Origin of the sequence: Parafrankia sp. FMc2, assembly GCF_041008525.1 — a bacterium.
GTDB lineage: Bacteria > Actinomycetota > Actinomycetes > Frankiales > Frankiaceae > Parafrankia.
The window spans coordinates 24,647-32,197 of the sequence record NZ_JBFLUG010000090.1 but is presented as its reverse complement, the minus strand read 5'-3'; the positions used below and the strand labels follow the sequence as shown (position 1 = coordinate 32,197).

Genomic DNA, 7,551 nt, shown 5'->3' with positions numbered 1-7,551 from the left:
TTCCGCGAGAACACCACCTTGCCGGCCGGGTCCAGCGCACACGCGTGATGCGTCGCCTTGCCCACATCGATGCCGACCCAGACCAGCGGCCGATCCTCCACGCCCGATCTCCTGTTGTCGCAGGTCATCCCCGTGGACAGCCCCGCCAGCAGGTCCCTAAACAGCGACGGTCCGCAGCAGATCTGAATCAGCGGCCAGGGCGTCCAGAGCGACGGGGCGGCCATTCCTTTCGAGCCACCGTGCAGCAGGACCGCATCAGCCACACCCCGTCGCCCCGGGCATCCGGGGCACCAACCCCGAACAACACCGACCTTAGGGACAGACCGCATGACGATTGAGCCCCACGTCCAGTCCGACGATCAGCTACAGGCCGATCTGGCTTGGCTGAGAGACATCCAGGACACGCCGGGGATGCTGGAGATGTTCGTGGCCGGACACGCGCCCCGCATGTTCGCGCTCGTCGAACAGGACGTCGGCCTGCTGGAGGACGCGGTGTTCGGCTGGGGACTCCAGTTCGACGACCATGCCTTCGTCGTCGTCCGCGGTGGGACGTCGTCCATGTCGTGTTCCAGCGCGGACGACGCTGCGGCGATCCTTGCCGTGGCTGGACGGAACCTCCGTCTCGTCTGGCACACCCCCAGGGCGGACTCCACCCCTGGCCGCATGCTGAGACGGCGGCGTGTCATCCGATGACCGCGGACTGCTCCTGCCCCGCGTGGTGTCAGTTGCCTGTGGGTCATCTTCAGCCCGAACCCGGTGGTCCCGGTGACCATCACATCGGGGAGATCGCGGAGATCGACCTTCCTGAGCTTCCCGGATTACGTGCGGCGGTGAACGGCCGGTTGCGCGTGCGGGTCGAACAGTACGTGACGGCGTCCACCGTCTACCCGGCGGTCGTCAGCGTCGACTTCGGTGACCGCGCCCCCACCCGCAGCGGCTACGAATACCTCGCCCCGGGGGAAGCCCACGCTCTGGCTTGGATGCTGATCCGCGCCGCTACCGCGCTTGACGCCGCAGACTGGGCCAAGGCGCGCCACCAGCAGGAACCCGGCGAAGGAGACCACGGGCAGAAGCGGGCCGGCGGCGACAGTCTCCGGTACTCGCCGGCGCTCACGCTGGGGCCGGAAGTCGGGCGCTCGCCGGACTCGACGCCGGGACCGGCAATGCCTCCGGAGACTGTGCCGTCGGTGGCGCTGCGCGACGGCTCCGCCGGGGCCCGGGAGCGGCCGGTCGATTGTGGATGGCGGCGGGCATGGTGGGTCCTTGGCCGACGCCGGCGCGGGTGACCGCTGGGTGGGCGCCCGCGACCGGCAGGGGGCCTATCCGCGGATGTCCGCAGGAGAGAGGCCCTCGGTGTCATCGCTCGGCGCCTCGGACTGCGCCGCCGCGGGCCCGTGGGTGCTCACGTAGTACGCGAGAAGGTCCGTCGCGCCAGCGGTCTCCAGGAGCAGAACCACCAGCGGGTCGGCGGGTGGTACCGGCTCGGCCTCGATCGATCTGATAATCGCATCGACCGCGTTCTGCGGCAATGACCCGTGCAGAAGACCCTCCAGGAAGCCCTGGTTGCGGATCTGGTGAGCGAGGTGCATCCGATCACCGAAGGGCGGTGCGTCCGTGAGGTCGGGCAACGCCGCCGTCGAGCTGCCGAACTCCCGCACCGCGGGATGGGCGCAGGCCTCGCGGATCGCGGGAATACTCTTCGTTCCCAGACGGCGGAGTTCCCGCAACCCGTCGTCCGGAACCGCGGCGACCTCTTCCACTGTGGTGAACGGAGACTTCTCGAACGCTGTGATCGTGGTCAGCGGCAGGAGCGGGAAAAGCGCGAATACCGGTGTCCTGGTCTGCGGCAGCTCGTGCAGACTCCAGCCGGCCACCTTCCCGGCGCGCAGCAGGTCGCGCATCTGCTGCGCGAGCCAGCTGCCACCGACGACATGCACCTCCTGGGCGTCGACCAGCGCGAACAGCAGCGCCTCGACGCCCGGGAGACGGTCGACGTCCTCGGCGACGATGCGAGAGGAATGCGTCTTGGGAGCCAGCAGTCGAGGAACCACCCGAGACAGAGCCTCCAACGCGGACCGCCCTGCCTCCGCGTCCAGTCCCGAGTTGGATGGCGTGTAGTGCACCAGCCGCAGCACAGAGGAGTCCGTTCCCCGGCTCACCAGACCTCCCCATCGGTCGACGGCGCGTCGTCAGGTACTCGGTGGATCGCAAGATCGAAACCACGAAATACCGACATATAGTCGCACTTCGAACACTGAAGGTGGGCGAAGGGTGCGCTCTCGCGTGTCCACCGGCATCCGAGCGAGGCTGCCAGCACCGACAGGACGGCGTGTCCCCGGCCGCGCTCCCACACCCTGCAAGATCTAGCTCGGCGCTGGCCGGGAGCCGTGGTAGGTGGCATCCGGGTCGGCTGGATGTGGCCAGGTGATGGTGATGCGGCTGTGGGCACGGTCGAGAGTCCGGCCCGGTGGCAGGTCGTGGTCCGGGGTCCCGAAGGCGTGGGCGGTGACGCGGGGATCGGGGCCGTCACGGTGGTCGTGTTCCCAGGTACGGACCTGGTCGGCGAGGTCCTCGGCAAGAGCGGTGGCGTCGGGACCGAAGGCGTGGACGCGGAACTCGTACAACGATTCGGCGATCTTAGGGCAGGTCAGGTAGGCGACGCTGGCATCGTTGACGACGGCGTCGCCAGGGGGGCGTCCGGCGGGCGCGAGGGACTCCGTTGCCGTGTCCTTCGCGACGTCGAGCTGGCAGTAGCCGTCGAACACGGTCGCGAGCCAGAGCTTGAGCGTGTCGAACGGGGTCATGGGCGGGATGTGCACCCCGGTCCAGACATCGACGCGAGGGGTGCTGAGGATGCCGTCGAACAGCTCGGGCTTCGCCGGGTAGTTACCGTCGAAGCGCAGGGCGATCTCATCGCCGCGCAGCGCGAGGCGTCGCATCGGGTTCGCGCCGGCGCCCTGCATGCGGACGAAGCCGCACATCTGCGTCTCACGGCTGACGAGTTGGCCGCCGTGACGTTCGAAGGCGACCCCGCGGCTCAGACCGCGCAGCCGAAGCGGGATGACCAGCCGGCCGCCGTCGACCAACTGGTCAACCCAGGCCGGTGAGATGTCGACGGCCTGCGCCGTCACGATGATCGCGTCGAACGGGGCGTGTTCGGCCGCGCCGTGCCAGCCGTCGCGGGTCAGGACCCGGACCTGGTCGTAGCCCGTCGCCGTGAGGAAGCGCGTGGCCCGATCGGTGATCTCCGGGTCGATGTCGACCGTGGTCACCTCGCCCGTCGGGCCGACGAGCTCGGCGAGAAGCGCCGCGTTGTACCCACCCGAGCCCAGCTCCAGGCAGCGCATCCCGGGAACCAGCCGCGCCTGCTCGATCATCGTCGCCTGCAACCAGGGCGCGGACACCGAACTGATTGCCACGCCGTCGGCGTCGAACTTCGTCCGCACGACATCGTCGGCGTACGCCGCCTCCAGCGACGCCTCGGGCGTGAACAGATGCCGCGGCACCGCCCGAAACGCCGCCTCCGTCCCTGCTGTCCGTATCCATCCACCCGAGAGCAGGCCATCGACCAGCCGAGCACGCAGCACGCCCGCTTGCTCCTCGTCGAGGACACCCGCCGCCTTATCCTGCTGAACCACATCCACGGGGCAACATCCCTACTACAGATCGTGATCGCCGGTTGGCCGCTATCACCATGCCTGATCGCAACGCGCCATACATCCCCCAGACGGCGAACACTCCGTTCACGTCCCCGGACAGCCCTGACCAGCGACGACGACCCGAATCAGGCCCGCATGTTCGTGCAGCTGGCAGATCAGCTGCCTAGCTGGCCGCCGTGGCTTGCTACGTGACCGCTGGCGCCATCGCCCCCCAGCCGACGCTAGGCGATCATCTGGGCGGGCCGCGTGATCCGCACCGAATTCTGCGGGCTGCACTGCACGGCGGTTCAGCTTGCCGGGGGGATCATGGGTGGTACCGTGCGCCGGTGCGGGACCGAGATCGCCGCAACCTGCTCCTCGCCTACGCCGTGAGTGCGGCGGGCAGCGGCCTCGGGTCCGGGGCACTGCCGATCATCGCCGTCCTCGTCCTGCACGCCTCCGCCTTCGAGGTGTCCATGCTGTCCGGCCTGGCCGGCCTCACCGCCGCGGCGGTGCTGCTGCCGCTGGGCGCCAGCATTGAACACCGGCGCAAACGCCCGGTCATGATCGCGGCGGATCTGGTGCAGTTCGCCGCGCTCGCCAGCGTGCCAGCCGCCGCCGCGCTGCATCTACTCACCTACCCGCAGTTGGTCGCGGTCGGTGCGATCTCGACGGCCTCGTCGATCGCCTTCGGTGCCGCCAGCGGGGCGCACCTGAAGGCGATGACAGATCCAGCGGGGCGGGTGGCGACGAACAGTTGGTTCGAGACCGCCGACTGGGTGTCGGGTACGGCGGGGCCGCCGGTGGGTGGGCTGCTGATCGGCGGCATCGGGGCCACCGCGACGATGGCCATCGACGCCGCGTCCTACCTCGGCTCCGCCCTGGGCGTGCGACGCATCCGCGCGAGCGAACCGCCGCCGCCTGAGCGCTGCGCCGATTCCGGCATCCGCTCAGGATGGCGCTACCTGCTCACCCACCCTGGGCTGCGGCCCCTGTTCTTCAACGCAATGCTGTTCGGTGGCTCCGTCGTCATGACCTTTCCGCTGCTCGCGGTCCTAATCCTCGACGAACTCCAACTGCCTGCGTCTGCCTACGGCCTGGCGCTGGGCGTTCCGTGCGTCGGCGGGATCGTCGGGTCACGGCTCGCCCCTGTCCTCGCACGCCGGTGCGGGCAGCGGCGTGTGCTGCTCATCGCCGGTGCGGCGCGTGCTCCCTGGCTGTTGCTGTACCCGCTCGCGCCCCACGGCCCGACCGGACTAGTGATCATCATGGTGGCGGACACGGCCATCCTGACGTGCGCGGGAGTGTTCAACCCGGTCTTCGCGACCTACCGGATGGAGGTCACCGCCGACGCCTACATGGCCCGCATACGGACTGCCTGGGGGATCAGTTCCAAGACCGTGCAGCCGCTGTTCATCGTCGCCGGCGGCGGACTCGCCGCGCTCACCGACGTCAGAACCGCACTCCTGATCGCAGGGCTCGCCTGCGCGGCCAGCGCCGTCCTGCTGCCGTACCGGACACCGTGGAGAGAGGCCGCGGCCTTCGGCAGGAACCTCCCCGAAGCACGGCATGCCCGCCAAGGGCGCGAGCGGTCCGACCCTCGGGTACGGTCGTAAGCAGACCAGGAGCACATCATCGATCTTCACCGCACCCAGATGAGAGTGAGTCGCCGTCAGTGCAGCCCGCCCTCATCGCCGTCGATCCCGGTCACCACACCGAACCCGACGAGCTGGTCCCTCCCCTTCGGTCAGCGGTAGTGCTACAGAAGACCCCTCCCATGCCGGGTTTTCAGGAGGCGGAGTTTTCGAGCGCCTTGCGGAGGGCGTCGGTCGCAAGGCGACGGTGTGAGATCGCGTTCTTCTCCTCGCTCGACATTTCCGCGAAGGTCTGGGCACCCCCGGCGGGCACAAAGATGGTGTCGTAGCCGAAGCCACCGCTGCCACGAGGCTCGGTGGTCAGTGTCCCGCGCACCGTGCCGGTAAAGACCCGGACCCCGGTTTTATCGGCATAGCCGAGCGCGGTCGTGGCAGTGGCGCTGCGGTCGGCTACGCCCGCCGCCATGGCGAGGAGCCCTTGGGTGCCGACGCTGTCCAAAAACCAGGCGATGAGGGCGCCAGGGAGGCCGTTCCAGACGTTCACCGCCAAACCGGTGTCGTCGACGAGGACCGGGCTGCGCGGCCACAGCTTGGCGTAGGCGTCCGCGGCTTTGTGTTCCACCACCGTCGCGACGTCCAGAGACTGGATCTCGATGAGGTCCATGCTGGTCGCGGCGACCTCGACGCCCAGGAGGCTGGCGTACTCGCGGGCCTTGCCTGTGTTCCCAGTGATGAGCGTGACGCGGTCGATCATTCGTTCCTCATTCCGCGCGCAGGGCAGCATGGTTGCTGAAACCCGCGGGGTGGGGCGTGTGGAGGTAGTCGCAGCCGGCCGGGGAAAGGTGACGATTGGCGATGAAGGCGTGGTCGAAGCGGTAGCCGTTGCCGGCGTGGCCGTACCGCTGCGCTCAAGGGTGGTTCCAGCTCCTCATAGGCGGCGTCGCCGACGGGTTGGGCACCAAGGCGGGGCCCGATGCGGGATGAGGACGGCGGTTCAGGCAGCGGCTGCCAGGCGGGAGCAGCGCTTTCCCGCAGCCCCCGCGTCGCTGCCCGCAGGCGGGACGTTCCGGCGGAGGCAGCCCGGTTCGTCAGCGGACGAGCTGACTGGGGATCTCGAACGGCGTCATCATCTGCACCCCCAGCGCGTCCGGCCGCACCCCGGTTGACTCAGTCACGAGCTCAGCACGTTCCTCTGGTGTGAGCGCACCGAGCGCCGCCCGCTCTTCCACCGTGAGGAAGTCCAACGCCAGGCGTCTGACCACATAGTCGATGATTGATGTGGCTCGCGGGAGTTCCGGGTCGTCGGTCAGCCCGGCCGGTTCGAACCGCAGGTCGATGAACTGCCCCACGAACGTCGCCAGCGGCACACCGTGGGCCAGACCCGTCGAGATTGCCAACGCGACGGTCTCGGTCATACCGCGCAGGGTCGACCCTTGCTTCGACATGATCAGGTTGATGTCTGCCAGGGAACCGTCGGGATGCCGGGAGGCAATGAGGAACCCGTAGGCGCCACCGACCGTGAACGACCGCGTCACAGACTCACGACGCCGCAGCGCCCGCTCTGCCAGACCATCAGCCGAGCGAGTTCTCATCATCGACACTGCGTCCACCACAGGCACGTTCCTCTCGATCGACACGCGGATATCACCTGACCAGCCAGGCAGGTGAACCACAACATTTAGCGCTAGTAGCTGGCAGTGAGCACCGGATGTTGTCTCGTCCCGAGAAGTCAGCATAGAGCGCCAGCGCATCTCCCCTGGAGAGGCGTCACGGTGTCCCCGCCTCGGTTCTCAGCCCTGGCGGGGGGCGGCGGTGTCGTCGCGGGTGATCGGCTGGCCGGTGACCTCGAAGCGGTGTCCGTGAGGTAGATGGTCGTGACTCGACAGGCCGTCCGGTCGTGCCGCTGATCGAGAGGCGGGTGAGAGCGAGCAGCGGTGTGCCGCGAGAGGTGCCGAGGTCGCGGGCCTGCTCGGGGGTGGCCGCTGCGGCGCCGACACGTGGGTGTCAGGTGAGGGGACCGTGGCCAAGGGCGTGTTCGAGCCGTTCGTGGATGCCTCCGGCTTCGAGGATGGTGCCGCGGGCGAGTGTGGCGGGGAGGAGTGTGCCCTCGGCCTTGAGGCGGGTTCCCTCGACGCGCTGGCGGGCTTTGTCGGTGAACTGGCGATCGCGGTCGCCTCTGGGATGGTCGGCAGCGCGGGCCAGTTCAGCCTCGGTTCAATGTCAACGAGCATCAAGACCAACAGCGGGCGGGGTTCCGTCGGACTCGACATCTAATATTGCTCTTCACCCGTACGGGGCGGGTCCGGCGGTGACGCCGA

9 protein-coding genes and 1 pseudogene are annotated in these 7,551 nt (G+C 68.6%); 4 read left to right on the top strand and 6 right to left on the bottom strand.

What is annotated here, in order from left to right; all coding sequences use genetic code 11:
* On the bottom strand, nucleotides 1–263 hold a 263-nt coding region (locus AB1460_RS25170; RefSeq protein WP_420497354.1), incomplete at its 3' end, for a hypothetical protein.
* Between the two features lie 64 nt (nucleotides 264–327).
* On the opposite strand from AB1460_RS25170, the gene AB1460_RS25165 reads away from it, so the two are divergent.
* Both AB1460_RS25165 and AB1460_RS25160 read left to right on the top strand, forming a co-directional pair.
* Entirely contained in the window at nucleotides 328–693 is a 366-nt protein-coding gene (locus AB1460_RS25165) for a hypothetical protein (protein WP_368964582.1), read from the top strand.
* A gap of 38 nt (nucleotides 694–731) precedes the next feature.
* Nucleotides 732–1,286: a hypothetical protein gene (locus AB1460_RS25160; RefSeq protein WP_368964581.1), complete on the top strand. Its 555-nt coding sequence runs from the start codon at nucleotides 732–734 to the stop codon at nucleotides 1,284–1,286.
* A gap of 33 nt (nucleotides 1,287–1,319) precedes the next feature.
* Here the strand turns inward: AB1460_RS25160 and AB1460_RS25155 are convergent, their stop codons facing one another.
* On the bottom strand, nucleotides 1,320–2,159 hold the full coding sequence (locus tag AB1460_RS25155; protein WP_368964580.1) for a hypothetical protein: 840 nt from the start codon (nucleotides 2,157–2,159) through the stop codon (nucleotides 1,320–1,322).
* A gap of 204 nt (nucleotides 2,160–2,363) precedes the next feature.
* The gene (gene fxlM / locus AB1460_RS25150) at nucleotides 2,364–3,638 is read right to left on the bottom strand and encodes a methyltransferase, FxLD system (protein ID WP_368964579.1); all 1,275 of its coding nucleotides are present in this window, start codon (nucleotides 3,636–3,638) and stop codon (nucleotides 2,364–2,366) included.
* 347 nt (nucleotides 3,639–3,985) lie between these two features.
* On the opposite strand from fxlM, the gene AB1460_RS25145 reads away from it, so the two are divergent.
* Nucleotides 3,986–5,254 carry an MFS transporter gene (locus AB1460_RS25145; RefSeq protein WP_368964578.1) on the top strand — a complete coding sequence of 423 codons (1,269 nt, stop codon included), beginning with the start codon at nucleotides 3,986–3,988 and terminating at the stop codon, nucleotides 5,252–5,254.
* Between the two features lie 172 nt (nucleotides 5,255–5,426).
* Here AB1460_RS25145 and AB1460_RS25140 read toward each other — a convergent pair whose 3' ends face one another.
* The 3 genes and pseudogenes from AB1460_RS25140 to AB1460_RS25130 form a co-directional block, all read right to left on the bottom strand.
* On the bottom strand, nucleotides 5,427–5,987 hold the full coding sequence (locus AB1460_RS25140) for a non-canonical purine NTP pyrophosphatase (protein WP_368964577.1): 561 nt from the start codon (nucleotides 5,985–5,987) through the stop codon (nucleotides 5,427–5,429).
* A gap of 334 nt (nucleotides 5,988–6,321) precedes the next feature.
* Nucleotides 6,322–6,906 carry a ribonucleotide reductase gene (locus AB1460_RS25135; RefSeq protein WP_368964576.1) on the bottom strand — a complete coding sequence of 195 codons (585 nt, stop codon included), beginning with the start codon at nucleotides 6,904–6,906 and terminating at the stop codon, nucleotides 6,322–6,324.
* Between the two features lie 94 nt (nucleotides 6,907–7,000).
* Nucleotides 7,001–7,219 (bottom strand): annotated as a pseudogene (locus AB1460_RS25130) (hypothetical protein); the annotation flags it as partial.
* A gap of 33 nt (nucleotides 7,220–7,252) precedes the next feature.
* Here AB1460_RS25130 and AB1460_RS25125 point away from each other — a divergent pair.
* Nucleotides 7,253–7,507, top strand: a complete 255-nt coding sequence (locus AB1460_RS25125) for a hypothetical protein (protein ID WP_368964575.1) — start codon at nucleotides 7,253–7,255, stop codon at nucleotides 7,505–7,507.
* Nucleotides 7,508–7,551: the final 44 nt, after the last annotated feature.

Bases quoted from the DNA above. Each gene is read 5' to 3' on its own strand.
- AB1460_RS25165 (WP_368964582.1), top strand. From the start codon at position 328: ATGACGATTGAGCCCCACGTCCAGTCCGACGATCAGCTACAGGCCGAT.
- AB1460_RS25140 (WP_368964577.1), bottom strand. From the start codon at position 5,987: ATGATCGACCGCGTCACGCTCATCACTGGGAACACAGGCAAGGCCCGC.